The organism is Amycolatopsis echigonensis (assembly GCF_002846615.1).
In the GTDB taxonomy this organism is placed as follows: Bacteria; Actinomycetota; Actinomycetes; order Mycobacteriales; family Pseudonocardiaceae; genus Amycolatopsis; species Amycolatopsis echigonensis.
Window position 1 is genome coordinate 165,162 of the sequence record NZ_PJMY01000003.1, and the last position, 24,960, is coordinate 190,121.

Annotated in this window: 24 protein-coding genes and 1 pseudogene; 6 read left to right on the forward strand and 19 right to left on the reverse strand. The window is 70.9% G+C overall.

Translation table 11 applies throughout. The features are described 5' to 3' along the window. Positions 1-8: 8 nt before the first annotated feature. Complete coding sequence (locus ATK30_RS05210) at positions 9-614, reverse strand: riboflavin synthase (protein WP_101434561.1); 606 nt, start codon at positions 612-614, stop codon at positions 9-11. 83 nt (positions 615-697) lie between these two features. Beyond that, a complete protein-coding gene (rpe, locus tag ATK30_RS05215) occupies positions 698-1,381 on the reverse strand; it encodes a ribulose-phosphate 3-epimerase (protein ID WP_101434562.1) in 684 nt (227 codons plus the stop codon). A 168-nt stretch (positions 1,382-1,549) separates the two neighbouring features. Here rpe and phoA point away from each other — a divergent pair, with 168 nt between their 5' ends. Beyond that, positions 1,550-2,953, forward strand: coding sequence for an alkaline phosphatase (phoA, locus tag ATK30_RS05220; protein ID WP_101434563.1), 1,404 nt, complete (start codon positions 1,550-1,552; stop codon positions 2,951-2,953). Between the two features lie 120 nt (positions 2,954-3,073). Here phoA and ATK30_RS05225 read toward each other — a convergent pair whose 3' ends face one another. From ATK30_RS05225 to fmt, 4 genes are all read right to left on the reverse strand, one after another. Continuing rightward, on the reverse strand, positions 3,074-3,361 hold the full coding sequence (locus ATK30_RS05225) for an EthD family reductase (RefSeq protein ID WP_101434564.1): 288 nt from the start codon (positions 3,359-3,361) through the stop codon (positions 3,074-3,076). 115 nt (positions 3,362-3,476) lie between these two features. Then, positions 3,477-3,983 (reverse strand): flavoprotein, encoded by a 507-nt coding sequence (locus ATK30_RS05230; protein ID WP_101434565.1) that lies wholly within the window; start codon positions 3,981-3,983, stop codon positions 3,477-3,479. Then, the gene (locus ATK30_RS05235; protein WP_101434566.1) at positions 3,980-5,404 is read right to left on the reverse strand and encodes an RsmB/NOP family class I SAM-dependent RNA methyltransferase; all 1,425 of its coding nucleotides are present in this window, start codon (positions 5,402-5,404) and stop codon (positions 3,980-3,982) included. Before ATK30_RS05235 ends, ATK30_RS05230 begins: the two co-directional genes overlap by 4 nt. Beyond that, positions 5,401-6,327 carry a methionyl-tRNA formyltransferase gene (gene fmt, locus ATK30_RS05240; RefSeq protein WP_101434567.1) on the reverse strand — a complete coding sequence of 309 codons (927 nt, stop codon included), beginning with the start codon at positions 6,325-6,327 and terminating at the stop codon, positions 5,401-5,403. The genes ATK30_RS05235 and fmt overlap by 4 nt, the downstream gene beginning before the upstream one ends. A gap of 125 nt (positions 6,328-6,452) precedes the next feature. Here fmt and ATK30_RS05245 point away from each other — a divergent pair, with 125 nt between their 5' ends. The 3 genes and pseudogenes from ATK30_RS05245 to ATK30_RS05255 form a co-directional block, all read left to right on the forward strand. Beyond that, positions 6,453-6,911, forward strand: a complete 459-nt coding sequence (locus ATK30_RS05245) for a GatB/YqeY domain-containing protein (protein WP_101434568.1) — start codon at positions 6,453-6,455, stop codon at positions 6,909-6,911. 262 nt (positions 6,912-7,173) lie between these two features. Beyond that, complete coding sequence (locus ATK30_RS05250) at positions 7,174-8,379, forward strand: IS30 family transposase (RefSeq protein WP_101434569.1); 1,206 nt, start codon at positions 7,174-7,176, stop codon at positions 8,377-8,379. Positions 8,380-8,483: 104 nt separating this feature from the next. Beyond that, positions 8,484-8,630 (forward strand): annotated as a pseudogene (locus ATK30_RS05255) (DUF3093 family protein); the annotation flags it as partial. A 205-nt stretch (positions 8,631-8,835) separates the two neighbouring features. Here the strand turns inward: ATK30_RS05255 and ATK30_RS05260 are convergent. The 4 genes from ATK30_RS05260 to ATK30_RS05275 all read right to left on the reverse strand — a co-directional run bounded on the left by ATK30_RS05260 (position 8,836) and on the right by ATK30_RS05275 (position 10,778). After that, positions 8,836-9,060: a hypothetical protein gene (locus ATK30_RS05260; RefSeq protein ID WP_101434570.1), complete on the reverse strand. Its 225-nt coding sequence runs from the start codon at positions 9,058-9,060 to the stop codon at positions 8,836-8,838. Then, positions 9,057-9,341 (reverse strand): hypothetical protein, encoded by a 285-nt coding sequence (locus ATK30_RS46020; RefSeq protein WP_244194524.1) that lies wholly within the window; start codon positions 9,339-9,341, stop codon positions 9,057-9,059. Before ATK30_RS46020 ends, ATK30_RS05260 begins: the two co-directional genes overlap by 4 nt. Positions 9,342-9,460: 119 nt before the next feature. After that, positions 9,461-10,123 (reverse strand): Crp/Fnr family transcriptional regulator, encoded by a 663-nt coding sequence (locus ATK30_RS05270; RefSeq protein WP_101434571.1) that lies wholly within the window; start codon positions 10,121-10,123, stop codon positions 9,461-9,463. Positions 10,124-10,157: 34 nt separating this feature from the next. Further along, positions 10,158-10,778: a hypothetical protein gene (locus tag ATK30_RS05275; protein WP_101434572.1), complete on the reverse strand. Its 621-nt coding sequence runs from the start codon at positions 10,776-10,778 to the stop codon at positions 10,158-10,160. Between the two features lie 253 nt (positions 10,779-11,031). Here ATK30_RS05275 and ATK30_RS05280 point away from each other — a divergent pair, with 253 nt between their 5' ends. Both ATK30_RS05280 and ATK30_RS05285 read left to right on the forward strand, forming a co-directional pair. Beyond that, positions 11,032-12,099, forward strand: a complete 1,068-nt coding sequence (locus tag ATK30_RS05280) for a helix-turn-helix domain-containing protein (protein WP_101434573.1) — start codon at positions 11,032-11,034, stop codon at positions 12,097-12,099. Then, positions 12,096-13,235: a hypothetical protein gene (locus ATK30_RS05285; RefSeq protein ID WP_101434574.1), complete on the forward strand. Its 1,140-nt coding sequence runs from the start codon at positions 12,096-12,098 to the stop codon at positions 13,233-13,235. The genes ATK30_RS05280 and ATK30_RS05285 overlap by 4 nt, the downstream gene beginning before the upstream one ends. Positions 13,236-13,239: 4 nt before the next feature. Here ATK30_RS05285 and ATK30_RS05290 read toward each other — a convergent pair whose 3' ends face one another. The 9 genes from ATK30_RS05290 to carB all read right to left on the reverse strand — a co-directional run bounded on the left by ATK30_RS05290 (position 13,240) and on the right by carB (position 24,942). After that, positions 13,240-13,785: a GNAT family N-acetyltransferase gene (locus ATK30_RS05290; protein WP_101434575.1), complete on the reverse strand. Its 546-nt coding sequence runs from the start codon at positions 13,783-13,785 to the stop codon at positions 13,240-13,242. Between the two features lie 880 nt (positions 13,786-14,665). Beyond that, positions 14,666-16,768, reverse strand: a complete 2,103-nt coding sequence (locus tag ATK30_RS05295) for a primosomal protein N' (RefSeq protein WP_101434576.1) — start codon at positions 16,766-16,768, stop codon at positions 14,666-14,668. 141 nt (positions 16,769-16,909) lie between these two features. After that, positions 16,910-18,112, reverse strand: coding sequence for a methionine adenosyltransferase (metK, locus tag ATK30_RS05300; protein WP_167441836.1), 1,203 nt, complete (start codon positions 18,110-18,112; stop codon positions 16,910-16,912). An 89-nt stretch (positions 18,113-18,201) separates the two neighbouring features. After that, a complete protein-coding gene (gene coaBC, locus ATK30_RS05305; RefSeq protein ID WP_167441837.1) occupies positions 18,202-19,434 on the reverse strand; it encodes a bifunctional phosphopantothenoylcysteine decarboxylase/phosphopantothenate--cysteine ligase CoaBC in 1,233 nt (410 codons plus the stop codon). Beyond that, positions 19,427-19,696 carry a DNA-directed RNA polymerase subunit omega gene (rpoZ, locus tag ATK30_RS05310; protein ID WP_101434577.1) on the reverse strand — a complete coding sequence of 90 codons (270 nt, stop codon included), beginning with the start codon at positions 19,694-19,696 and terminating at the stop codon, positions 19,427-19,429. Before rpoZ ends, coaBC begins: the two co-directional genes overlap by 8 nt. After that, entirely contained in the window at positions 19,693-20,364 is a 672-nt protein-coding gene (gmk, locus tag ATK30_RS05315; RefSeq protein ID WP_101434578.1) for a guanylate kinase, read from the reverse strand. Before gmk ends, rpoZ begins: the two co-directional genes overlap by 4 nt. Then, the gene (gene mihF, locus ATK30_RS05320; protein WP_003096398.1) at positions 20,361-20,678 is read right to left on the reverse strand and encodes an integration host factor, actinobacterial type; all 318 of its coding nucleotides are present in this window, start codon (positions 20,676-20,678) and stop codon (positions 20,361-20,363) included. The genes gmk and mihF overlap by 4 nt, the downstream gene beginning before the upstream one ends. 107 nt (positions 20,679-20,785) lie before the next feature. Continuing rightward, positions 20,786-21,628, reverse strand: coding sequence for an orotidine-5'-phosphate decarboxylase (gene pyrF / locus ATK30_RS05325; protein WP_101434579.1), 843 nt, complete (start codon positions 21,626-21,628; stop codon positions 20,786-20,788). Further along, positions 21,625-24,942, reverse strand: a complete 3,318-nt coding sequence (carB, locus tag ATK30_RS05330) for a carbamoyl-phosphate synthase large subunit (protein WP_101434580.1) — start codon at positions 24,940-24,942, stop codon at positions 21,625-21,627. Before carB ends, pyrF begins: the two co-directional genes overlap by 4 nt. Positions 24,943-24,960 lie beyond the last annotated feature (18 nt).

Sequence of the window (24,960 nt, forward strand, 5' to 3'; positions counted from 1 at the left end):
GGTGGATGTCACACATTGTGCGCGTTCGCGGCCATGTGTGGCGCAGTGAGCTTCTCCACGTACTTCGCCACGACGTCCACTTCGAGGTTCACGAAGTCGCCCTCCTCGCGCCTGCCGAGGGTCGTCGCCTCGAGCGTGGTGGGGATCAAAGCGACCGAAAACCGGTCCTCCGAAACGCTCGCGACGGTGAGCGAAACGCCGTCGACGGCGATCGAGCCCTTCTCCACGACGTACCGCGACAAGGCCGGGGGCAGGGAGAACGTCGTCACGCCGCGCTCGTCGCGGGAGAGGAAGACGCCGGTGCCGTCGACGTGGCCCTGCATGATGTGGCCGCCGAGGCGTCCGCCCGCGGGCGTCGCGCGCTCGAGGTTCACCGCGTCGCCGACGGCCACCTTCGCGAGGCTCGAACGCTGAAGTGTTTCGTTCACCACATCGACGGTGAACTCGCCGCCGGAGACCGTGACGACGGTCAGGCAGACGCCGCTGACCGCGATCGAATCGCCGTGGCCGGCGTCCGAGGTGACCAGCGGGCCGCGCACGGTGAGCCGGGCCGCGTCGGTGAGCTGCTCGACCGCGGTGACCTCGCCGACCTCTTCGACAATTCCCGTGAACACTGCTGCCTCCTCGCCGGGCCACCGCCCTCGGTGGCCCCTCCATCCAACACCCGTCCGGCTCCGGGAGCTTCCCGGCCCGAAGGTCAGCTGACGCGGAGGCGGGCGGCCTGCTCGCGCAGGGCGGCGACGGCGCGGCCCGGGTCCTCGGCGCCGTAGACGGCCGAGCCCGCGACAAAGCAGTCGACGCCCGCTTCGGCGGCCTGTTCGATGGTGTCGGCGTTGATCCCGCCGTCGATCTCGACCACCAGCTTGAGGTGCCCGGTGTCGACCAGCCGGCGCGCGGTGCGCACCTTCTCCAGCACGTCGGCGATGAACGACTGGCCGCCGAAGCCGGGTTCGACCGACATGACGAGCAGCGTGTCGTAGTGCTTGAGGGTTTCGAGGTGCGGTTCGAGCGGCGTGCCCGGCTTGATCGACAGGCCCGCCTTCGCGCCGGCGGCACGCAGGTTCTTCGCCAGCTTGACCGGGTCCGCGGCGGCTTCCACGTGCACCGTGACGTTGTACGCGCCGGCCTCGGCGTAGCCGATCGCCCAGCGGTCCGGGTCTTCGATCATCAGGTGGCAGTCGAGCGGGAGGTCGGTGGACTTCAGCAGCGACTGGACCACCGGGAGGCCGAGGGTCAGGTTGGGCACGAAATGCGCGTCCATGACGTCGACGTGCACCCAGTCGGCCCGGGTGTCGCCGGGGTGCGCGACGGCCGCGATCTCCTCGCCGAGCCTGGCGAAATCGGCGGACAGGATGCTGGGTGCGATGAGAGGTGAAGCCACGACCCGAGTGTAAGAGGACCGGGTTCCCGGCTGTTCACCGGCCGTGACCGCACCGGAGTTCGCTTTCCGGACACCGGGTGCTCATCCGGATTCCCCGCGTCGAACACATCGGCGAGCACTAATAGGTCACACCGGAAGTTCCGGACGATAAGCACTTCGAGGAGAACCATGAGAACGGTCTTGGCAGGCCGCCGCAAGTGGCTGGCCGCGGGCGCGCTCGGCGTCGCGATGGTCGCCGCCGCCCCGGTCGCGATCGCCGCGCAGGGCACCCAGGACGACCAGGGCGCGCGCACCGCTTCGGCCGGTTCGGGCGACCGCACGCAAGAGGTCCGCCAGGCGATCCAGGGCGGGCACGCGCGCAACGTCATCCTCTTCATCGGCGACGGCATGGGCCAGTCCGAGATCACCTCGGCGCGCAACTACGAGCGCGGCGCGGCCGGCCGGCTCGCGATGGACGAGTTCCCGCTGACCGGCGACTACACCACCTATGCGGTGGAGAAGGGCAACCCGGCGAAGCCGGACTACGTGACCGACTCCGCGGCGTCCGGCACCGGATGGGCGACCGGCACGAAGACCTACAACGGCGCGATTTCCGTGGACGCCTACGGCAACCCGGTCCCGACGCTGCTCGAGCTCGCCAAGCGCAGCGGCCTGCGCACCGGCGACGTGACCACCGCCGAGGTCCAGGACGCGACGCCGGCCGTGCTCGGCGCGCACGTCGTCGACCGCGACTGCAAGGGCCCGGACGAGACGACCAAGAAGTGCGCGCGGAACGCCAAGGAGAACGGCGGCGCGGGCTCGATCTCCGAGCAGCTCGTGCAGACCCGCCCGGACGTGCTCCTGGGCGGCGGCTCGAAGTACTTCGAGCAGAAGGCGACCGCCGGGCAGTTCAAGGGCAAGCCGGTCCTGGAGCAGGCCAAGGCCGCCGGGTACACCGTGGCGAACACCGCCGACGACCTGGCCAAGGCCCGTCCCGGCACGCCGCTGCTCGGACTGTTCGCGCCGGGCAACCTGCCGGTGAACTGGACCGGCCCGAAGGCGGCCCAGGGCGGCACCGCGCCGACCCGCTGCACCCCGAACCCGGCTCTGCCGAAGACGCAGCCGAAGCTGGTCGCGCAGACGCGGAAAGCCTTGCAGCTGCTGGACGACCGCCGGAGCGACAAGGGCTTCTTCCTCCAGGTGGAGGGCGCCTCGATCGACAAGCAGGACCACGCGGCGGACCCCTGCGGGCAGATCGGCGAGACGATCGACTTCGACGCCGCCGTCGCCGCCGGGCTCGCTTACGCGCGCAGCAACCCCGACACGCTCGTCGTGGTGACCGCGGACCACGGGCACACCAGCCAGATCATCTCGAACGACGCCAAGACTCCTGGCCAGACCGCCACGTTGGTCACCAACGAGGGCGCGAACATGACCCTCAGCTACGGGACCGCGCTGCCCGGTTCCTCGATGGAGCACACCGGCACGCAGGTCCGGATCGCGGCTTACGGGCCGCAGGCGGCGAACGTCGTCGGGCTGACCAACCAGACCGACCTGTTCGGCACGGTGAAGCGCGCACTTCGCCTGCGCTGACACCCAGCCACCGTCCGAGAGCGCTCGCCAGGCCGAAATCCGGTTAGGGCACAGAGGGTTGGTGACTGTCATATGTCCCGGACAGTCACCACCCCGGCATGGTCACGACTGTCGCGTTCGTCAGCTCAGGTTGTAGTGCATTACCTCTACGCCGCCGGTGGCGTAGTTCGGCACGTCCGCGGAAACTGCCTTGCCTGCTTCCGAGGCCTGCGCGGCCGCCAGCGCCTCGGCTGATTCGAAGTCGGCGTGGAAGACGGCGAAGTACTTGCTGCCGGCGACGTCCAGCGAGTACTGCGACTGGATCAGCCCCGGCATCTTCGCCACCAGCGGCAGGTGCGTGTTGACGTAGTACTCGCGGAAGTGGTCGGGATCGGCGGGCGGAGGGTAGAGCACGGTGAGCCGGTGCATCGGATTCCTGCCTTCTGCGTACGGGGCACAAAACGGCCGGGAGCCGGGCCGCTTCCCAGACGGCAACCCTATCGCGCTCAGAACGTCGGCGGGCGGCCCCAGATCGGTGCCCTCGTTACGCGGGCGAGGGCAGGAGGTCCAGGGGTTCCGACCAGGGGCGGCGCGGGTCGAGCCGGTGCAGCCGGACGCCTGCTCCGGCCAGGGTGTCGAGGTGCCGCTGCCAGGCCGGATGATGCACCCGGGTGTCCTGGATCTGGTAGGCGACCACGATGGTGATCCCTGGTGCGCCAAGGACATCGCCGAGCAGCGTGAGCGCCTGGTTGTCGGCGATTCCCAGCGCCAGCTTCGCCACCGAGTTCGCGGACGCGGGCGCGAAGAGGAACACCTTCGGGTCCGGATGCGGACGGGGTTCGCCGGGCAAGCGGGACGTGCTGCGCACCGGAAGGTCTGTCGCGGCTTCGAGTTCGCCCAGGCCGCCGGTCGCTTTCAGCCAGCCCCACGCGGTCGGCGTGAGGGTGACGGCCAGCCGCCAGCCGCGGGCGACCGCGGGTTTCGCCAGCTCGTCGGTGAACCGGGTGTCCAGTCCTCCGCACGAGCTGGCGACCAAACCCAGATCCGTCACGGCTTTCGCAGCACCGCGCAGAACATCGCGTCGGTGCCGTGTCGGTGGGGCCACAGCTGGACGTACGGGCCGTCGCCGAGCTGCGGGACGTCGGGGAAGAACTCCCGGGCGTCCACGATCTCGGACTTGGTCCGGCGGGCGGTTTCGCCTACCACGCCTTCGGTTTCGGCCAGGTGCGGCGAGCAGACGACGTACGTGACGATGCCGCCCGGACGCGCCAGCTCCAGCGCCGCCATCAGCAGTTCGCCCTGCAGCTTCGTGAGGTCCGCGACGTCCGACGGCTTGCGTCGCCACCGCGCCTCGGGGCGTCGGCGCAGTGCGCCCAAGCCGCTGCACGGCGCGTCGACCAGGATCCGGTCGTAGCCCGGTTCCAAGCCGCTTTCGCGGCCGTCGGCGACGTGCACGGTGACCGGCAGGCCCTCGGTGGCGTTCTCGATCAGCCGAGCCCGGTGCGGAGCCTTCTCGACGGCATCCACGTGCGCGCCGCCGATCTTGGCCAGCGCGCCGAGCAGCGCCGCTTTGCCGCCGGGACCCGCGCACAGGTCCAGCCAGCGTTCGTCGGAGCCCTTCAGCGGGACCTTGGCGACGGCGATGGCGCACAGCTGGCTGCCTTCGTCCTGCACCGCGGCGAGGCGTTCGCGCACCGGTTCCGCGTCGGCCGGATCGCCCGCGCCCGCGGGAAGGTGCACGCCGTAGGGCGAGTACGGCGCGGGGTCGCCGCCGGTGATGGCGGCCAGTTCGTCGGCGCTGATTTCGCCGGGGCGGGCGACCAGGTGCACCGCGGGGCGGGCGTCGTCCGCTTCGAGGGCGGCCTTCAGCTCAGCGCCCTTGTCCCCCAACGCTTCCGCGAACGACCGGGCGACCCAGCGCGGGTGCGCGGTGCGGAGCGCGTACGCGCCGATGGGGTCGGTCGCCTCGTCCGGCGTCAGTTCGGCCAGCCATTGCGCTTCGTCCTTTGTAGACACTACGCGCAGGATGGCGTTCGCGAATCCCGTTGCCCACGAACCGGCTTCGGCGCGCACGAGGTCCACAGTGGACCCGACCGCGGCGTGCTCGGGGATCCGGGTGCGCAGCAGCTGGTAGACGCCGAGCCGCAGCGCGTCGAGCACCACCGGGTCGGTCTTCTCGATCGGCCGGTCGGTGCACGCGGCGATCACGGCGTCGAGCAGGCCCTGCGCGCGCGAAGCGCCGTACGTCAGTTCGGTGGCCAGCGCGGCGTCGCGGCCGCTCACCCGGCGTTCCCGCAGCAGCTGCGGGAGGACGAGGTTGGCGTACGCGTCCTTCTCGCGAACGGCGCGCAGGACGTCGAACGCCACCTGGCGGGCCGGGTCGATCTCCGGCGGACGCCGCGGTCCCTGTTTGCGCGGAGCCGGACGGCCCCGCTGCGGCCGTGACGGCCGTCGTTCTCCACGCTCGTTCACCGCAGGCGCTCTCCTTCGTCGATCCTCGTGCCGCGCGCCCAGTCGGTGGCCGCCATCCGTTTCTTGCCGGCCGCCTGGACCTCTCCCAGCCGCACCGGTTTCGTCGCCGTGCCCACGAGCACGCGCTTGCGCTCGACCACCAGCTCGCCCGGCCGCGGACCGGGTTCGTCGAGCACGGTGACCGGTCCCAGTTTGAACCGCTCGCCGCGGAATTCCGCCCACGCGCCGGGATCCGGCGTCACCGAACGGATGTGCCGGTCGACCGCCGAAGCCGGGTCCGCGAACGACACCCGCGCGTCCTCGACGGTCACCTTCGGCGCGTAGCTCATGCCCTCGCTCGGCTGCTCGACCGCGCGGATCGTGTCGTCCTCGATGCCGTCCACGGTGGACACGAGCAGATGCGCCCCGGACTCGGCGAGCCTGCCGAGCAGCGCGCCGGCCGTGTCGTCCGGGCCGATCGTCTCGGTCACCACGCCGAACACCGGCCCCGCGTCGAGCTCCTTCACGATCCGGAAGGTGGACGCGCCGGTCATCTCGTCCCCGGCGCGGATCGCGGCCTGCACGGGAGCCGCGCCGCGCCACGCGGGCAGCAGCGAGAAGTGCAGGTTGACCCAGCCGTGCGCGGGAATGTCGAGCGCGGACTGCGGCAGCAGCGCCCCGTACGCGACGACCGGGCAGACGTCCGGGGCCAGCTCGCGCAACCGGGCGAGAAACGCCGGGTCACCGGCGCGCGCGGGGGTGAGCACCTCGATGCCGTGCTCGTCGGCGAGCATGCCCACAGGAGACCGCGACACCTTGCGGCCGCGCCCGGCCTGGGCGTCCGGCCGCGTGACGACCGCGACGACCTCGTGCCGCTCGGACTCGATCAGTGCGCGCAACGACGGCACGGCAGGCTCCGGGGTGCCGGCGAAAACGAGACGCATCACCGCACCTCCGGAAGGAAAAGGGGGATTTCAGGCTGGTCGGACATCGGAAGCGAGTCTAGAAGACCCCCTCGTCGACGGCGCGGCGCGGGCAGCCGGGCGGGGCGGGCGCCAGGATCGGGTATATGACCACGCTGAAGGCGACCCTGCACGACGACCTGACGACCGCGATCAAAGCCCGAGACCAGCTGCGCTCGGCAACGCTGCGGCTGACCCTCTCGGCGATCGGCTACGAAGAAACCGCAGGCGACAGCGCCCGCGAACTCTCCGACGACGAGGTGCTGAAGATCATCACCCGCGAGGTGAAGAAACGCCGCGACGCCGCCGAAGCCTTCGAAAAGGCAGGCCGCGCGGACTCGGCGGAACGCGAACGCGCCGAGGCGGAAGTCCTCACCGCCTACCTGCCCGCCCAGCTTTCGGACGACGAGCTGCGCACCCTGGTCACCGAGGCAGTGACGGAAACCGGCGCCTCCGGAATGGCCGGAATGGGCGCGGTGATGAAGGCAGTACAGCCGAAGGTCGCCGGCCGCGCGGAAGGCTCCCGGGTCGCCGCCGAAGTGAAACGCCAACTCTCCGCCGGTTGATCCGGACCGCTCCGCTGGCAGACCGCACTTCTCGCCGCGAGCCCCAGGGCCCTCGCGCCCGACATCCGTGAAGGGCCCCTTCACGGACCCAGATTCCCTCAAGGAGCCCCTCACAGCCCGCCACCATCCGTGAGGGCCTCCTTCACGGAGCCTGAGCCCCAGGAATCCCCTCAAGGCCCTCCGCCGCCCGTGAAGGGCCCCTTCAGGGACCTAGCTTGGGTTCTAGTGGTGGTTGCAGCACCTGAGTTGTGCAGGAGTTGCAGTGGCCGGGGTCGGTGGGGATCGGGCGTCGCGGGGTCGGGTGCGGTTGGCTGCGGAACGCCGCCGGTATTTTGATCTTGTGGCGGAGGGCGTGGGCACGGTCGAGGCGTGCCGGATTGTCGGGGTCGGCCGCAGGACCGGGCATCGCTGGCGGCACGGGCGGCCGAGCCGGGCCGGCGCGAACGCCCGCCCGGCTCCCGCCCGGCCCGGGCCGGGTTCGGACCGGTTCCTCTCGGTCGAGGAACGGATCGCGATCGCGGACGGGCTGGCGACGGGCCGCTCGCAGCGGGCGATCGCGGCCGAGCTGGGCCGCAGCCCCTCCACGGTCAGCCGGGAGATCGCCCGCAACACCCCTCCCGCAGGCGGCTACCGGCCCCATGCGGCGCACGACCTGGCCCGGGCACGCCGCCCGAGGCCGAAAACGGGCAAGATCGCGGCCTGCCCCGAGCTGCGGGAACGAGTGCAGGCCATGCTGGGCGAGAAATTCAGCCCGGAGCAGATCGCCCGCCGGCTGCGCCGCGACCACCCCGACCGGCCGGAGCTGCACGTGACCCACGAAACGATCTACCAGGCCCTCTACGTCCAAGGCCGCGGCGAACTGCGCCGCGAACTGGCCCGCGCCCTGCGCACCGGCCGCGCCAGGCGCAAACCCCGCGCCGGCCAGCAACGCCGGCCCCGCTTCGCCGAACCCATGGCCATGATCAGCGACCGGCCCGCCGAAGCCGCCGACCGCGCCGTCCCCGGGCACTGGGAAGGCGACCTGATCATCGGCAAGGACAACGCCTCGGCCATCGCCACCCTGGTCGAACGCACCACCCGCTACGTCCTGCTCGTGCCCCTGCCCCGCGGCCGCGGCGCCGAGGCCGTCCGCGACGCCCTCGCCGCCACCGCCGCGACCCTGCCCGCGCACCTGCAACGATCCCTGACCTGGGACCAGGGCAGCGAAATGGGCCGCCACCACGAATTCACCATCGCCACCGGCATCCCCGTCTACTTCTGCGACCCCCACAGCCCCTGGCAACGCGGCAGCAACGAAAACACCAACGGCCTGCTGCGCCAATACTTCCCCAAAGGCACCGACCTGTCCGCCCACACCCCCGAACACCTCGCCGCCGTCGCCGCACAACTCAACCGCCGACCCCGCAAAACACTCGACTGGGACACCCCAGCCGAACGCCTCGCTAACCTCCTCACCACAACCACATAACCACCCGTGTTGCAACCACCCCTCGAATCCACCCAGATTCCCTCAAGGGCCCCTTCATGGACCACTCGCGTGCCCGTCCGCCAGCACCAGCCCGCCCAAACCGCAGCGATCCCGCCGCCTTCGTCCTGCACCGCGGATGGGTAGGCCCCGCCGTCCGGTTCACCCTGACCGACCCAGCCGACCCCACCCCCTACTGGCTCTTCAGCACCCGCAAACCCCAACGAGTAGTCGAACTACTCCGCGGCGCCTGACAAACCGCAGCCAGCACACCCAACGCCCGAGGCAGCCAGCCCCCGCCCTGCACCCCGATACGAAGCCTCCCTGCGGTTCGGGGGTGCTTGTCAAGGCATCTTTCCCGCATTGACAAGCACCCCCGAACCGTCAGCACACTCCGGCTTCGGGGTGCCCCACCGCACCACCCACCTGCAATGTCGCCCCCAGGCGACGAGCCGCCCCCTACTTCGCCGCCATAGCCACCGCGACAAGAGTCACCACTCCGCCGACCCCGAACACCCCCACCACCAACCCCGAAACCGCCGCCACCGAAGCAGCCACCCGGACCGCCACCCCCGCGATCCACCGCAGCACCCGGATCACCGCGACCAGCATCACCAGCGCGAGCACGAGCACCCCGGCCGGCACCCCCTGCCCGCTCTCCGCGGCGGCCAGCACGGCATTCATGACCGCACCCGTATCCGCGGTTCGCGCAGGTCCTCGCGCCCGAACTCGCGCAGGTTCTCGGACGCCCGCCTGCGCATTTCCTCGCGCGCCCGCACCCGCTTGCGTTCCGAGCCCAGCTGCCACACCCAGCGCCAGCCGACGACCGTCGCGACGACGGAACCGGCGAGGGTCACCAGGAAGGCCTGTCCGACGAGACCGTGGAGCGAGTCGAAGCTCAGCAACACCAGCAGCGCCCACACCTGAGCCACGGTGAACGGGACGACCAGCGCTGCCGCGTACACCCCCCGACGCCAGCGAACCGGCTGAGGAGCAGGAAGAAACGGTTCCATGACTGCCTCCCTCGGTGGTGTGTTTCCAGGAAACCCCGGCCACGCCAGGAAATCTGTGTCAGCTGACACGTTCAGCGGGCGAGCCTTCGCAGTTCCGCGAGCCGGTGGACGGTCACCTGGCCGCGCGCGGTGCTGATCACCCCCCGGCGGCGGAGTTCCCGCGTCACCCGCGCCCACGATTCGCGCGAAATCGCCGCTGTCATCGCGAGTTCCGCTTGCGTGCCAGGCACTTTGACTTCGATGTCCGCACCGCGCCGCACGCCGTGCTGCACCGCCAGCTGCATCAGCTGCGCGGCGACGCGGCGGGTGGTCGTCCCGCCGCCGAGATCGAGCCATTGGCGTCCGACGTCGCGCATCCGGTCGGCCAAAACTTGAAGCAGCGCCCAGGAAATCGCCGCTTCGCGCTGGCACAGCGCGACGAACCGCGCGGCGGGCACGACCAGGACATCCAGTTCGTCGAGTGCTTGCACAGTCGCCGACCTCCGTCCGCCGTCGATCACGGCCAGTTCGCCGATCACGTCGCCCGCGCCGCGGACGCCGATCACGACCTCGCGCCCGTCCGGCGTCGCGTTGGTGATCCGGACGTGCCCGGTCAGCAGGAGAAGCACCACCGAGGCCTGCTCGCCTTCGCGGCAGAGAACGTCCCCGCGCCGGTAAGCCTTGCGGACGGACAGGTCTTCCAACTTCGCGCGGTCCGCCGCGCCCAGCGCCGGCCAGAACCCGATCGTTTCCACGGCGATCCCCCCTCCTCGTCGTCGGCCGGACCGGTCAGGCGATCAGTCCCGCTCCCGGCCGGACGGCGTCGGTGGTGCGGACCCAGCCCCGGGTCCGCTGCCCGCCGACGCGCACGCGGAAGGCGTGCGCGAAGGAGCTGCGGTCGATCCCGGCGTAGCCGTGCCGGACGACCGAGCGGTGGATGGCGTTCGAGACGACCAGCGCGAGCGGGCCCGAGGAAGCGCGCAGCCTGCGTCTCAGATCAGGGGCGTCGAGGAGCCGGCAGGCGATGTCGATGTCCTCGCCGTACGGTCCGTGCGCGTCGTAGTGCACCTCGCCGGCGTGCACCGAAACCCTCAGCCGGAAGGCCAGTTCGGGGTCCTGGTCGCCGTGCCGGGCGAGCAGTTCGGCCAGCGCGGGCACCACGCGGGCGAGCAGGACCGTCTTCGGCACCTCGTCGACCGGGCGGACGAGGCACAGCGCTCCGTCGCCGCGGTCGACGAACGGATCCCGGAACTCCTCCGTGATGCCGCCGGCCCGGAACGCCTCGTCGAGCAGGGCGAACAGGACCGAACGGAGCCCGGCCCGAGCCGGGTTCGTGCGCGTGGTCGACCCTTCGATGTCGACCACCACGATGGCTCGGTGAACTGGTGCCTGTACTGCTGACGTGTCCATGACCGCCCCCTTATTTCAGGAAGCTACTGAAATCTAGTAGACTTTCACAGCAGCTACTATAAGGCTGGGCCGGTACTGAAACAATGGTGTCGCGCACCCGACATCTTCGCTTCACCTGCCGGCCTGGCCCGCGATAGGCAACCCCTGAACCGCCGCCGACACTCGACCCCGGCCCGTCCGGCGACTCCGGCCTCCCGGGTGTAGAATCCCCGCCATTCACGCCTGACTGAACTTCACTGAAGGGTCTGAAGTCGTGTCTCAGCCCAACCCCGCGCTCGCCGCTCGACTGCGCACTCTGCGCAAGGAGAGCTGGTCCGACGTGGTGCTCACCCAGAAGCAGCTCGCCGAGGCCTTCGGCGTGAGCACCGGCCTGCTGTCGTCGTGGGAGAACGTGGCGAAACCGGTGACGCCCCCGCCGCCGCGGCTCGAGGCGTACGCGACCTTCTTCGCCACCCGCCGTTCGGTGCAGGGCCCGAAACTTCATCTCCTGGACGTCGCGGACCTGACGGACGAGGAGCACACCGTCCGCAAGGAACTGCTCGCGGAGCTGCAGGCGCTGCGCGGCGACCTCGACGACCCGCCCGCCCAGCCGGTCTTCGCCCCGGCGAGCCTGTGGCACTTCCCGCCGAACCAGGACATCGTGATCGTCTGCGCGCAGCTGCCGGAGAAGTACCGCATCGCCTACACCGACCCGTCCAGCCCGGACTTCGTGAACCTCTACACCTACGCCGACCCGGACGCGCTGCTGGAGCTCTACGGCCACATCCGCGCGTGCAACCCGGCGAGCAACGTCACCTTCCGCACCACCGACCAGAACACGACGCTGTCGGCGGACGAGTACACCGCGCACCTGGTGCTGCTCGGCGGCGTCGACTGGAACCCGCAGACCCGCGCCCTGCTCGACCGGGTCGACGTGCCGGTCCGCCAGATCAGCCGCAAGGGCGACGAGGAGGAGCTGGACAGCGGGTTCGAGGTGACCCGCCCGGACGGGACGACCCAGCGGTTCAGCGCCAAACTGCGCGATGGCGTCCTGCTCGAGGACGTCGCGCACTTCTACCACGGCGTCAGCCCGCTCAACCGCAAGCGCACTGTGACCGTGTGCAACGGGATGTACAGCCGCGGCACCCTCGGGGCTGTACGAGCGCTGACCGACCGCCGCTTCCGCGACCGCAACCAGGCTTACCTCGACCGGCGCTTCGCGGGCGCGGATTCCTTCAGCATCATCAGCCGGGTCCCGGTCTTCGACAACCAAGGGCTGACGCCTGACTGGACCCTGCCCGAAAACCGGCTGCACGAGTGGCCAGAATCGAGCCTTCCATGACCGCGACCGTCGCAGCGCCGGCGCAGCACACGACGCATCAGCGCCTGCTGCATCACGTCGCCGCCGAAGACGCGCCGCAGGCCCAGCTGGACGCGATCGTCGTGCCCAACGGCCGTCCCGCCGCCTACCTCAAGGACGCTTTCCGCGCCGCCCGCGAACTCGACGCCACGCTTCTGTTGCTGTGCAGCAAAAACGCGCGCGCGACCGACGCGGTGCTCGCCGCGAAACGCGCCGGAGTGCGAGTCCGCGCGATCGACACCGACGAGGCCGCCGGTCTCGGCGCCGTGCCGCCGTTCGAGACGAACAAGCTTCTGCAGCAGCAGGCGAAACGCATGCTGCGCCGGGCCGACACCAGTTTCAAGCGCAACCTCGGCGTGCTCGTCGCCGACCTCGCGGGCTGGCAGCGGATCCTTTTCCTCGACGACGACATCCATCTCTCGCGCCCCGGCGACCTGCGCGCGGCGGCGGGTCTGCTCGACGAGTACGCGGCGGTCGGCCTCGCCAACACCGGAATGCCGGACAACTCCGTGGTGTGTCACGCCTACCGCGATTCCGGCGGACAGCAGGACACGTTCGTCGGCGGCGGCGCACTGGCGGTCGGGCGAGACGCGTTCTCCTCGTTCTTCCCGGACATCTACAACGAGGACTGGTTCTTTCTCCTCAGCGGCACCGGCCTGCGGGCCACCGCGGTCACCGGGACCGCGTACCAGGGCGACTACGACCCCTATCGCGACACCATGCGCGCCCGGTCGGAGGAGCTGGGCGACACGCTCGCCGAGGGCGTCTACTGCCTGCTGGACAACGGTCTCGGCATCGCCGACGCGAACGCCGGGTACTGGAAGGACTTCCTGAAAAGCCGCCGGGCGTTCATCCGCACCACGCTGCGCCAGGTCCAGGACGCACCGCACCTGACCGGCGCGCACGAGGACCGGATGGTCGCCGCGTTGAAGGCCGCGCTCGGCCGCAGCCTGCTGATCGAGCCGGACCTGTGCGTCGACTACCTGCGCGCCTGGCAGGACGACCGGGAAGCATGGCACACGCATCTCCTGTCGCTGCGCGCGCGGCACGGTTCGGCGAGCGATCCGGACGCCGCGTTCGGCACGCTGGGGATCGCGGAGATCGTGCACAAATCCTGAAGGTTCAGCGTTCGCCGCAGGTGCGGCTGGCGAGCGGTGCGGGACGGTCGTCCGGCAGTCTTTTCACCAGCACGTGGCAGCGCTCGGCCTCGGAAACCGTGCGCCCGTCCGGGAAAACGCGCTCGGCGTAGCACACGACCGTGCCGTGGCCCCAGTCGTGGTAGCCGAGGCGACGGTACAGCCGGGCGGCGCGCGTGTTGTCCGTGCGGACCGCGAGCGCGCCGAGCGCGTGGCCGTGACCGACCAGGTACTCCTCGGCCGCGCGGACCAGAGCCGCGCCGATGCCGCGGTTGCGCGCGTCCGGAGCCACTTCCAGGTGGTTCAGCAGCGGAACGCCCGGCAGGTGGCCGCGGATCGGCGGCTCCTCGGCGTCCTCCAGCCACAGGTACACCGCGCCGACCGGTCGCGCGGAGCACCACGCGGTGAACAGGACGCCGAGCCCCTTCGCCTGCCGGGTGAACCGGTCCTCGAAGAATCCCCGATCGCCGAGGATCTCCGCCAGCGCCGCGAGGTCCGCCTGCTCAGCCGGCCGGATCGAGACGTCGCCCATCAACGCCGACTCCTGTCCGCAGGACCGGGCACGAGGCACGCGAGCGGACGGTCGGCCCGGAGCCGGTCCGGGCCGCGGTCCTGATCTTGTCCGCCCGGCCTCAAGGGTAAGTGCGCGCCGGGTAGCCGCGAAGACGGCGAATGCCGCAGCCCGGCCCCGCGAACGGAGCAACCGGCTACCCTGCGCGACCGCGCCCCTCCCCCGTTTTTCACGTCCCCAATACACCCCGGGATGAAGCGGTTCAAACGGAAACCGAGCAGTAGTACGGAAATCCGCTTCAATCGCGGGGTTGGGCGCGGGAATGAGCGGTTGACTGGAGCGGGTTCAGCGGATCCCGTCGCGGTCGCGCTGATTCGCCCGGAGTGGGGGCGTGGCGAGCTGTCGTGCCGCGCGCTGTCGGCTTCTGCACGCGGCCTTGCGTGCCTCGGCATCGGCGCGGGGAGAAGCGGTCGGCTGGAGCAGGTTCAGCGGATCCCGTCGCGGTCACGCTGATTCACCCGGAGCGCGGGGCATGGCGAGCCGTCCTGCCGCGCCCTGTCGCCTTCCGCACGCGACCTTGAGCACCTCAGCACCGGCGCAGGAATGAGCCGTCGGCTGGAGCAGGTTCAGCGGATCCCGTCGCGGTCACGCTGATTCACCCGGAGCGCGAGGCATCGCGAGCCGTCCTGCCGCGCCCTGTCGCCTTCCGCACGCGGCCTTGGAACACCTCGGCACCGGCGCGGGAACTGACCGTCCAGTCGAGCGAGCCGCCGCCGAGGGCTGTCGCACCCCATGCTGGCTCGACCGTCTTCCGGGCATCCCGGCGGGCCACCGCGTCGCGCGCACCACCGTCGGCAAGCGGCGCGGCCGAGGCCCGTGACACCCCGCGCTGGGCCACCGCCTAAATCAAGTCCAACGGGTCCAGCTGCACCCGCACCGGCTCCACCGCCTTGCGGGCATCGCGGCGGGCCACCGCGTCGCGCACCACCGTCGCCAGGGCGCGGCCGTCCGGGCGGGCCACCCGTACCAGCGCCCGCTCCCGTTCCGCGTTGCCTTCGTCGTCGTAATCGCCCAGCGGGACCGGGCCCAGCACCTCGCCGCTCTCCGGCAGCGGGAGGTCGTCGAGCACGCTCGCCACCGCGGCCGGGCTTCCCTCGACGCTCGCCATCCGCGTCGCGGGCGGGAAACCCAGCTCCCGGCGTTGCTCCAGTTCCTGGCTCGCGTGCCACCCCGGATCCCAGCGCACCAGGGCCTGCACGACCGCCAATCCGGCTTCCGCGCCGACGATCACCCGGCCCCCGCTCGACGCCGGGCGGACCAGGGCGCCGGCAGCCATCCAGCGGCGGAGAGTTTCTTCCGCGGCGCGCAGATCCTGCCGTCCGAGCAGCGCCCAGCCGTCCAGCAGCAGCGCCGCGCCGTAACCGCCTTCGGCGACTGGCTCCGCGCCGGGCGTGCAGACCACGAGCGCCGGGCGGCCCGGGACAGTCGCCAGGACTTCGGTCGCACCGGAGGTCCGGACCGGCACCCCGGGGAATGCCCGGCCCAGTTCTTCGGCAGTGCGTTTCGCGCCGACGACCACGGCCCGCAGCCGGACGGAACCGCAAGCAGGGCAACGGAAAGCGGTCTCCGGGACACCGCACCACCGGCAGGCGGGCGGACGCGGGGCACCGTCCTGTGAACCGCCGGGCAACGCGAGCGGACCGGCGCAGCGGCGGCAGTGGGCGGGCGTTCGGCATTGGCCGCAGGACAATCCGGGGACGTACCCGCGACGCGGGACTTGCACCAAGGCCGGCAATCCGGCGGCGAAAGCTTGGCGGGCGGCTTCGAAAGCGACCGCGGGCAGACGGGCGACCCGGGCGGCCTCGTCGCGCGCCACGTCGAAGTCCTCGCCGACCGGAGTCACGCGCGGGGCAGCGGCCCGGAGTTCGGCACGATCGGCCTGGATCTGTTGTGCCCAGCCGGATTCCACGAGCAGCTGAGCCTCGGCGGTCCGGGCGAATCCGCCGACCAGGAAAGCCGATTTCGTGGCGTGGGCCCGATCCATCAGCACATCCCGCACGTGCGGGTACGGGGCATGCGGATCCAGGTGCAGATCGTCGCCGTCGTCCCAGACGACGAACAGACCAGGATCGGCGACAGGCGCGAACATCGCCGCGCGAGTGCCGACTACCACGCGGACCGCGCCGCGCAGCACGGAAAGCCAGCGGCGGTACCGTTCGGCCGGTCCCAAACCGGCGATCAGCGCCGCGACGCCCTTCTCCCCCACCAGTTCGATGCACGCGTCGTGCACTCGGGTGAGGTCGCGGTGGTCCGGCACCACCAAGACCGCGCCTCGGCCTTGAGCCGCCGCGGTGGCGGCCGCTTCGGCGAGGCGACGGGGCCAGTCCTCGCCGGGGAGGGCTTGCCAGACCGCGTTGGCCGGGCGGCCTTCCGCTACTGCTTCCAGAAAGGCTTCGCCGCGTTGATACCGGGACCAGGCGGACACCTCCGGCGCGTCCGGCGCGGGGGCCGGTTCCGCGGGCGGCTCGCCCTCTACCTTCGCGTGTCGAGGCGGCAGGGCGAGGCGCAGGACGTCGGACAGAGTTCCGGCGTAGCGATCGGCTACCGAGCGGCAGACGGCGTGCAACGAGGGCGGGAGGACGGGTTCGCTAGAGGTGACCCGCTCCAGGTACGCGAGTTTTCGCTCGTATTCCGTCGTGTCGGTGCGTTCGATGAGGTAGCCGTCGACGAGTTGCCCGGCGAAGCGTACTCGGACCCGGCAGCCGGGCACCGCGGATTCGTGCAGTTTTTCCGGGACCTGATAGTCGAAGGTGCGGTCCAGGTGGGCAAGGGGGATGTCTACGGCGATCTTCGCGACCGGGAGTTCGGGGGCGGGGTTTTGCTGGCCTTTGCGGGAGCGGGCGGGTTTGCGGGCCGTCTTCTTCGCCGGGGTGGCCTTCGGCTCCGGGGCGGAGCGCGGAGGCTCCGGGAGGTCCCATAGGGGGGTGGGTTCGGAGCTGGTCACCAGAAGATCTCTACCAGACTGGGCTGACAGTCCTGTCGTCGAGGGAACGGGCGCGGCGGGGCGCACCGGTGCTGATTGCGTGAAGGGCCCCGTGCGGGGGATCAGATTCCCCGCACGGGGCCCTTCACGGACAACCGAAGGTCAGGCACCGGCCAGGGAGCGCAGCGCGTCTGCCCGGGCGGTGCTTTCCCACGGCAGGTCCAGGTCGGGGCGGCCGAAGTGGCCGTACGCCGCGGTCGGGGCGTAGATCGGGCGCAACAGGTCCAGGTCGCGGATGATCGCGGCGGGACGCAGGTCGAAGACCTCGCTGATGGCCGACTGGATCTTCGTCGGGTCGACCGTTTCGGTGCCGAAGGTCTCGACGAACAGGCCCACCGGGGCGGCCTTGCCGATCGCGTACGCCACCTGCACCTCGACCCGTCCGGCCAGGCCCGCGGCGACCACGTTCTTGGCCACCCAGCGCATCGCGTACGCGGCCGAGCGGTCCACCTTGGACGGGTCCTTGCCGGAGAACGCGCCGCCGCCGTGGCGGGCCATGCCGCCGTAGGTGTCGACGATGATCTTGCGGCCGGTGAGCCCGGCGTCGCCCATCGGGCCGCCGATCACGAAGCGGCCGGTGGGGTTCACCAGCAGGCGCGTGCTGTCGGTGTCGAGGCCCAGCTCGGCCAGCTCCGGCTCCACCACGTGCTTCTTCACGTCGACCCCGAGCATCTGCTCCAGGTCGATCCCGTCCGCGTGCTGGGTGGACACGACGACGGTGTCGAGCCGCACCGGCTGTTCGCCCGCGTACTCGATGGTGACCTGGGTCTTGCCGTCCGGGCGCAGGTACGGCAGCACGCCGTCCTTGCGGACCGCGGTCAGCCGGCGCGACAGCCGGTGCGCGAGCGCGATCGGCAGCGGCATCAGCTCCGGCGTGTCCGAGCAGGCGTAGCCGAACATCAGGCCCTGGTCGCCCGCGCCCTGGCGGTTGATCTCGTCCTCGTCCGACTCCACGCGCGACTCGTACGCGGTGTCGACGCCCTGGGCGATGTCCGGGGACTGCGACCCGATCGCCACGTTCACGCCGCAAGAGTTGCCGTCGAAGCCCTTGGCCGACGAGTCGTACCCGATGCGCAGGATGACGTCCCGCACGATGGTGGGGATGTCCGCGTACGCCTCGGTCGTCACCTCGCCCGCGACGTGCACCTGGCCCGTCGTGATCAGGGTCTCGACGGCGACCCGGCTGCGCGGGTCCTTGGTCAGCAGGCCGTCGAGGATCGAGTCGCTGATGGCGTCACAGATCTTGTCGGGGTGGCCCTCCGTCACGGATTCCGACGTGAACAGCCTTTTCGTGGACGCAGACACGACCTCGTCACTTCCCTCGGTCTCGCTTCGGCGCCCCACCGGATTTCAGGCGCTCCTGGCACGACCCACCCTACCCAGCGGGCCTGTAGCTACAGTCGACGTTGAATCAACGCTGTTACGGCATCCCACAATGTGGCCGCCAGCCGGGCTTTGGCGCCCTGCGGGATGACCTGCTCGGTGCCGTCCGAGGCGAGCAGCCAGCCCGAATTGTCCTCGGTGCCGAACGCCTTGCCGTCGCCGACCGCGTTGACCACCAGCAGATCCGCGCCCTTGCGGCGGAGCTTGGCGCGGGCGTGGTCGAGCACACTGCCGTTCTCGTCGCCGGTTTCCGCGGCGAACCCGACCACGATCTGCCCGGAACGCCGTCCTTGCACCAGTTCGGCGAGAATGTCCGCGTTGCGGTCGAGCGTGATGACCGGATCCGGGCTGTCGTCGGACTTCTTGATCTTGTGGTCGGCCCGGGTGGCGGGCCGGAAATCCGCGACCGCGGCGGCCATCACGACGACATCCGCGTCGGCCGCGGCGGCGTGCACGGCTTTGCGCATCTCCTCCGCGGTGGACACGCGCCGCAGCGTCGCGCCCGCCGGGGACGGCAGGGCGTCGGTGTGCCCGGCGACCAGCGTGACGTCGGCCCCGCGCTGCGCGGCGACCCGGGCGAGCGCGAAGCCCTGTTTGCCGGACGAGCGGTTGCCCAGGTAGCGGACCGGGTCGAGCGGTTCGCGCGTGCCGCCCGCGGAGATCACCACGCGCAGGCCTTCGAGGTCCCGCGGCAGCGCGCGGGGCTCGGCGAGCAGCAGCCGGGCCAGGTCGACGATCTCGGCCGGGTCGGCGAGCCGTCCCTTGCCGGTGTCGACGCCGGTCAGCCTGCCGGCGGCGGGTTCGGTGACGACCATGCCGCGCGAGCGCAGCAGCGCCACGTTGTCGCGGGTGGCCGGATGCTCCCACATCTCCGTGTGCATCGCCGGGAAGAAGGCGACCGGGCACCGGGCGGTGAGCAGGGTGTTCGTCAGGAGGTCGTCGGCGAGCCCGTGCGCGGCCTTGGCCAGCAGGTTCGCGGTCGCCGGGACGACCAGCACGAGGTCGGCCTCTTTGCCGACCCGCACGTGCTGCACCTCGGGCACCTCGGTGAAGACCCCGGTGTGCACCGGGTTCCCGGACAGTGCCTCGAAGGTCGCCGCGCCGACGAAGTTCAGCGCGGCCTCGGTGGGCACGACGCGGACGTCGTGGCCGGATTCGGTGAGGCCCCGCAGGACCTCGCACGCCTTGTAGGCGGCGATGCCGCCGCCCACGCCCAGGACGACCCTGGGCCTGGCGTCACTCACCCTCGGTGTGCTCGAGCAGCCCGCCGTGGATCTCGCGCAGCGCGATCGACAGCGGCTTCTCGCGGGGGCCGGGCTCGACCAGCGGGCCCACGTACTCCAGCAGGCCCTCGCCCAGCTGCGCGTAGTAGTCGTTGATCTGCCGGGCCCGCTTGGCCGAGTAGATCACCAGCGCGTACTTCGAGGAGACCTTGTCGAGCAGGTCGTCGATCGGCGGGTTGGTGATGCCTTCGAGCTCTTCCAGCGTCGCCTGTTGCACAGTCACTCGTGCTGCTCCGTATCGTCACATCGATCGGCGGCGGATTCGCCACCGCCGGTAATCAAGTCTAGCAACCGCCGCGCGGCGACCTCGACGTCGGCGTTCACGACCCGTTCGTCGAACTCACCCGCCGCGGCCAGTTCGCGTTCCGCCTCGGCCAGCCGGGCGGCCACCGCGGCCTCGGACTCGGTGCCCCGGCCGGTGAGCCTGCCGACGAGTTCTTCCCAGGACGGCGGCATCAGCATGACCAGCCGCGCGTCCGGCATCGCGGCCCGGACCTGGCGGGCGCCCTGCAGTTCGATCTCCAGCACCGCCGGACGGCCGTCCGCGAGCGCCTTCTCCACCGGCTCGCGCGGCGTCCCGTACCGGTTGCCCGCGAACTCGGCCCACTCCAGCAGCCGGTTCCCGGCCACCATCCGGTCGAATTCGGCGGAATCCACGAAGTGGTAATGGTTTCCGTCTACCTCGCCCGGCCGCGGCGCCCGCGTCGTCACCGAAACGCTGAAGTACAGGTTCGGCTCGAGCCGGCGCAGCTGTCCCACCACACTCGACTTCCCGACACCGGACGGGCCGGAGACGACGGTGAGCCGGGGGCGGGAGACTTCCCCCGCCACCGGCTCACTGCCGCGGTCGGCGCCCCGGGTCACCGGGTAGTCCTGACCGACGCCGCTCACTCGCCGCTGAACTCGGCCAGCAGCGCCTTGCGCTGCCGGTCGCCGAGCCCGCGGAGCCTGCGGCTGGGGGCGATCTCCAGTCGTTCCATCGTCTGCTGGGCCCGGACCTTGCCGACGCCGGGGAGCGCCTCGAGCAAGGCCGAAACCTTCATCTTGCCGAGAACTTCGTTCTCCTCGGCCTGCTTCAGCACGTCGACCAGAGTGGTACCGCCCCGCTTCAGCCGCTCCTTCAGCTCAGCACGGATGCGGCGGGCGGCGGCGGCCTTCTCCAGCGCCGCAGCACGCTGTTCCTCTGTCAGCTGGGGAAGTGCCACGTTTTCCTCCGGTAGTTCTCACATCTGGGTGGGTGACGCGACGGTACCCACCCCTGAGCAGGGGCCACAATGCGGGGGTGGCTGGTGGAGCGCGATTCCGGGGCCTGCTATTGGCCTTTTCCGCGCAGTCCCGCCAACCGGCCGTTCACCTCTTGGGCCGCACGGCGTAACGCCGCGGTGTCCGGGCCGTGGCGCAGCAGGTCGCGCGAGGAGGCCGGGAGCAGGCCCGGAAGGCCCTCCCCGAACACTGCCCGCAAATCCGCCTCGGTTGCCCCCTGCGCCCCGAAACCGGGCGCGAGGACCGGTCCGTTGAGCCGGCTCAGGTCGACTTCCCCAGGAGCCACAGTGGCCCCTACGACCACGCCGACGTCGCCGTAGGGCTCAGCACCTGCGTTGTGGTCCGCAGCAGCGTCTACGACGCTCTGAGCGACCGTACGGCCGTCTTCGAGCCGCGCGCGCTGCAACGCGTCCGCCTCCGGGTTGGACGTGCGCGCGAGCACGAAGAGCCCGTTGCCCGCTTCGCGCGCCGCCGCGACCGCCGCGTCGAGCGCGCCGAAGCCGAGGTACGGCGACACCGTGGCCGCGTCGGCGGTGAAAGCCGCCTTCTCGGCCACGTACGCCGCCGTATAGGCCGCCATCGTCGAACCGATGTCGCCGCGCTTGACGTCCAGCAAGACGAGCGCTCCGGCGTCGTGAGCGACGTCCACGACGCGTTCGAGCACCGCCACCCCGGCGGGCCCGAACGCCTCGAAGAACGCCGACTGCGGCTTCACGATCGCCGCCACCTCGCCCAGCGCCTCCGCGGCGCTGAGCGCGAAGCGTTCGAGCCCGCTCGCGTCGAGCGGAAGGCCCCACGCCTCGATCAGACCCGGATGCGGGTCGATCCCGGCGCAGAGCGACCCGCGCGCGGCCACCGCTTCGGCCAGCCGCGCCCCGAACCGTGCGGTCACGACGTCGCCTTCAAAGCCGCCTGGAGGTCCTGAAGGCTGCGCACGCCGATGTCGCCGCGGATAAGCGCTTCAATCCCGTGCACGGCCGCCGCGGCGCCCTGCACCGTGGTGATGCACGGAATGTCGCGCGACACCGCGGCAGTACGGATTTCGTAACCGTCCACACGCGGTCCGCTGTTTCCGTACGGCGTGTTGATCACCATGTTGACGTCGCCGGCGAGGATCACGTCGACGATGTTCGGCTCGCCGGTGCCCGGGTCCGGTTCGGAGTGCTTGCGCACCACCGAACACGCGACTCCGTTGCGCCGCAACACTTCCGCGGTGCCCGAGGTGGCCAGGATCTCGAAGCCGAGGTCGGCCAGCCGCTTCACCGGGAAGACCAGCGAACGCTTGTCGCGGTTGGCGACGGAGACGAATACCCGGCCCGAGGTGGGAAGGGATCCGTAGGCGCCGCTCTGCGATTTCGCGAACGCTTTCCCGAACGAGGTGTCGACGCCCATGACTTCGCCGGTGGATTTCATTTCCGGGCCGAGCAGGGAGTCGACGCCGTGTCCTTCCGGCGTGCGGAACCGGTGGAACGGCAGGACCGCTTCCTTGACCGCGACCGGGGAGTCGGCGGGCATCCGGCCGCCGTCGCCCTCGGCGGGCAGCACCCCGGAAGCACGCAGGTCCTTGATCGTCGAACCGGTCATCACCAGCGCGGCGGCCTTCGCCAGCGGGACCGCGGTGGCCTTGGAGACGAACGGGACCGTGCGGGAGGCGCGCGGGTTCGCTTCCAGGACGTAGAGCACGTCGTCCTTGAGCGCGTACTGCACGTTCAGCAGGCCGCGGACGCCGACGCCGCGCGCGATGGCCTCGGTGGAGCGGCGGACCGCGTCGAGGTCCTGCGCGCCGAGGGTGATCGGCGGCAGGGCGCACGAGGAGTCGCCGGAGTGGATGCCGGCTTCCTCGATGTGCTCCATGACGCCGCCGAGGTAGAGGTCCTCGCCGTCGAACAGGGCGTCGACGTCGATCTCGATGGCGTCGTCGAGGAACCGGTCCACCAGCACCGGGTGCTCGGGGGTGACCTCGGTGGCGCGGCGGATGTAGCCGGCGAGGGACTCCTCGTCGTAGACGATCTCCATGCCGCGCCCGCCCAGCACGTAGGAGGGACGGACCAGGACCGGGTAGCCGATCTCGTCGGCGATCCGCTTCGCGCCCTCGAACGAGGTCGCCGTCCCGTACTTCGGCGCGGGCAGCCCGGCCTCGGTCAGCACCTCGCCGAACGAGCCGCGGTCCTCGGCCAGGTCGATCGCCTCCGGCGGCGTCCCGACCACCGGCACCCCGGCGTCGGCGAGGCGCTGCGCGAGCCCGAGCGGGGTCTGGCCGCCCAGCTGCACGATGACCCCGGCGACGGTGCCGGACCGCTGCTCGGCGTGCACGACCTCCAGCACGTCCTCGAACGACAGCGGCTCGAAGTACAGCCGGTCGCTGGTGTCGTAGTCCGTCGACACGGTTTCCGGGTTGCAGTTGACCATCACGGCCTCGAACCCGGCCTCGCGCAACGCGATCGCCGCGTGCACGCACGAGTAGTCGAACTCGATGCCCTGCCCGATCCGGTTCGGCCCGGACCCGAGGATCAGCACCTTCGGCTTGTCGCTCTGGACCGCGACCTCCGACGTCGCGGCGGGGTCGGTCTCGTAGGCCGAGTAGTGGTACGGGGTCTTCGCCGCGAACTCCGCCGCGCAGGTGTCGACCGTCTTGAACACCGGCCGCACCCCCAGCCGGTGCCGCAGCGCCCGCACGCCGTCCTCGCCCGCGAGTTCGGGGCGCAGGGCCGCGATCTGCCGGTCCGACAGGCCGGTGCGCTTCGCCCGCCGCAGCAGGTCGCCGTCCAGCACCGGCGCGTCGCGGACCTCGGCCCCGACCTCGCCGATCAGCGCGATCTGGTCGATGAACCACGGATCGATCCCCGACGCCTCGTGCACCTGCTCGACGGTCGCGCCGAGCCGCAGCGCGCGCTCGACCTCGTAGAGCCGTCCCTCGTGCGGCGTGCGCAGGTCGTCCAAAGTGGACTCCAGCGTCGCGCCCTCGGGGTCGGGCCGGGTCCAGAACCCGGTCGCCTTCGTCTCGATCGACCGCATCGCCTTCCCCAGCGCCTCGGGGAAACTGCGGCCGAACGACATCGCCTCGCCCACCGACTTCATCGTCGTGGTCAGCGTCGGGTCCGCGCCCGGGAACTTCTCGAACGCGAACCGCGGCATCTTCACCACGACGTAGTCCAGCGCCGGCTCGAACGACGCCGGGGTCTCGCCGGTGATGTCGTTGCGGATCTCGTCCAGCGTGTAGCCGATCGCCAGCTTCGCCGCGATCTTCGCGATCGGGAAACCGGTCGCCTTCGACGCCAGGGCACTGGAGCGGGACACGCGCGGGTTCATCTCGATCACGACCATCCGGCCGTCGACCGGGTTGAACGCGAACTGGATGTTGCAGCCGCCGGTGTCGACGCCAACCTCGCGCAGCACCGCGATGCCGACATCGCGCATCACCTGGTACTCGCGGTCGGTCAGGGTCATCGTCGGCGCGACCGTCACCGAGTCGCCGGTGTGCACGCCCATCGCGTCCACGTTCTCGATCGAGCACACGACCACCACGTTGTCGTGCTTGTCGCGCATCAGCTCGAGCTCGTACTCCTTCCAGCCGAGCACGCTCTCCTCGATCAGCACCTCGGTCACCGGGGATTCGGTCAGCCCGGTCGAGGCCAGCCGCTCCAGGTCCTCCGGGGTGTGCGCCATGCCCGAGCCCAGGCCGCCCATGGTGAACGACGGCCGGATCACCACCGGCAGGCCCAGCTCCGCGACCGTCGCGCGGACCTCGTCCATGTCGTGGCAGACCCGCGACCGCGGCACGTCCGCGCCGACGGTGCGGACGATGTCCTTGAACTTCTGCCGGTCCTCGCCGCGCTGGATCGCGTCGATGTCCGCGCCGATCAGCTCCACGCCGTACTTCTCGAGCACGCCGCGCTCGTGCAGCGCCACCGCGCAGTTCAGCGCGGTCTGCCCGCCCAGCGTCGCCAGCAGCGCGTCGGGGCGCTCGGCCGCGATGACCTTCTCCACGAAGTCCGGCGTCACCGGCTCGATGTAGGTCGCGTCCGCGAACTCCGGATCCGTCATGATCGTCGCCGGATTCGAGTTCACCAGGCTCACGCGCAGGCCCTCGGCCCGCAGCACCCGGCAGGCCTGCGTGCCCGAGTAGTCGAACTCGGCCGCCTGCCCGATCACGATCGGCCCGGAGCCGATCACCAGCACGTGCTGGATGTCCGTCCTCTTCGGCATCAGGCCTTCTTCTCCTGT